The sequence below is a fragment of the Virgibacillus alimentarius genome (assembly GCF_000709085.1).
GTDB classification, from domain to species: Bacteria; Bacillota; Bacilli; order Bacillales; family Amphibacillaceae; genus Virgibacillus_B; species Virgibacillus_B alimentarius.
Map to the genome: position 1 here is coordinate 1 of NZ_JFBD01000100.1, position 1,674 is coordinate 1,674.

Below are 1,674 nucleotides of genomic sequence, written 5' to 3' on the forward strand. Positions count from 1 at the left end.
AGATATAATTTCTTCCTCGTTTGCTACATTAAATATAATTTTACGCTCCATTCTATCCATATTAATATTCATACCATCTAATCGAAAATCTCTAACAAAAGTGGCATAATCCAGATTAGTATGATCTAAATCTAATTTCGGATTAACCCCCGAATTTTGGACACATTTTCTCTTAAACTAGCTTTTTCTTAGAATTACTTACTTTTTCATGGTGCCCCTTCTTCTTTTGTCCCTTTAGATAGTTTAGCCATTTCTTCCATTCCTTCAAGGGTAAAGGCTTTGCCCTCGCTACGCTCGCCCTTGACTCTATTTTAGAACTGGCTATTTTTAAGGCAGGGGACAAAAGGAAGAAAAATGGAAAGGGAGATTAAACCCGTATTTCTTTCATTTTTATTTGTTCCCCTTTTTCTAGCTTATAAAATTCATTTGGAGCCAAATCTAAAATGCTTGAATGGATTCGTCTATTGTTATAGAAGTCCATGAATCCTGTGATCTCTTTGTATGCATCCCCATAATCATCAAACTCTAATCTAGACATACAGTCATCTTCTAGAATTCGATGAAATGACTCGATGTGGGCATTCATATTCGGTGTTTTCGGTGGTATCCTTTCATGTTCCATTTTATAATCTTCACAAAACTTTTCGAAGGTATTCGAAATAAACTGTGGTCCATTATCTGTTCGGATCACAGGCTTTTCCGTATTCTCATATTGTTGGCGTTTAAACAGTGCTCGATTTAACGTTTGCACGGCATCTTTCGCAGTACATTGAAGACCTATGTGATAATCAATAATAGATCGATCATACACATCAATAATGGAAAAAATAAAGAGAAAACGATCTTCACCTTTGATATATCCGTATTTGATATCGCTCTCCCAAAGTTGGTTTGACTTACTAATGATACGATTTCGTGCTAGTTTCCTAGGATACGAGATTTTCTTTTTTCTTTGAGGACGCAGGATATCAAGCTCCTTACAAAGGCGATATACCTTCTTTTTATTGATTTTAAGCTTGTATTGACGTTTTAGTTGTAATGTTAATTTACGATAACCGTATCCATTACACTCACCAGCTATAAGCTCTAATAAAAATTCTTTTATTTGTTCATCTGGTATCTTTTTTCCGTCCTCATTGATGGAGTAGCCAGGTGCTGGACGGCCCTCACTCACTTTTTTTCTCTTCCACACGGTAATTCTTTCGATAGTAGTAGGTGGAACGGGAAATGTTAACGATTTTTAATACCAATTTTATGGCGTACCCTTTTTGGATCCATTTATCGGCTACTTCAATTTTTTCAGCAAGTGAGGGTTCTGCTTTTTTACAAGATCTCGTAATATGGCAATTTCAAGGTCTTTTTCACCTAATAGCTTCTTTAATTGGTCGTTTTCATTGGAAAGCTGCTTAGAATCAAGATCTGGTACAGTCATGGCATTCGTATCGCCATATTTACCATCTCTGTACTCTCTTATCCAACGGCTTACCATATTGGCATTAAGGTCATATCGACGGGCTACTACTGATGGTTTACCTGTTTCTAACGCTTCTTTTATAACCTGTATTTTAAATTCCTTTGAATATTTTGTTCGTTTCATGATGTTAGCCTCCTTGACACTAAATAGTATATTATAATTAACTCTTAGTGTCTAAGTTCATTTAGGGGCTTATGTGA

The 1,674-nt window shown here is 35.6% G+C and carries 1 pseudogene; it reads right to left on the bottom strand.

What is annotated here, in order from left to right:
• Positions 1–367: 367 nt before the first annotated feature.
• Positions 368–1,597: pseudogene (locus tag GZ63_RS17565) on the bottom strand (IS3 family transposase).
• Positions 1,598–1,674 lie beyond the last annotated feature (77 nt).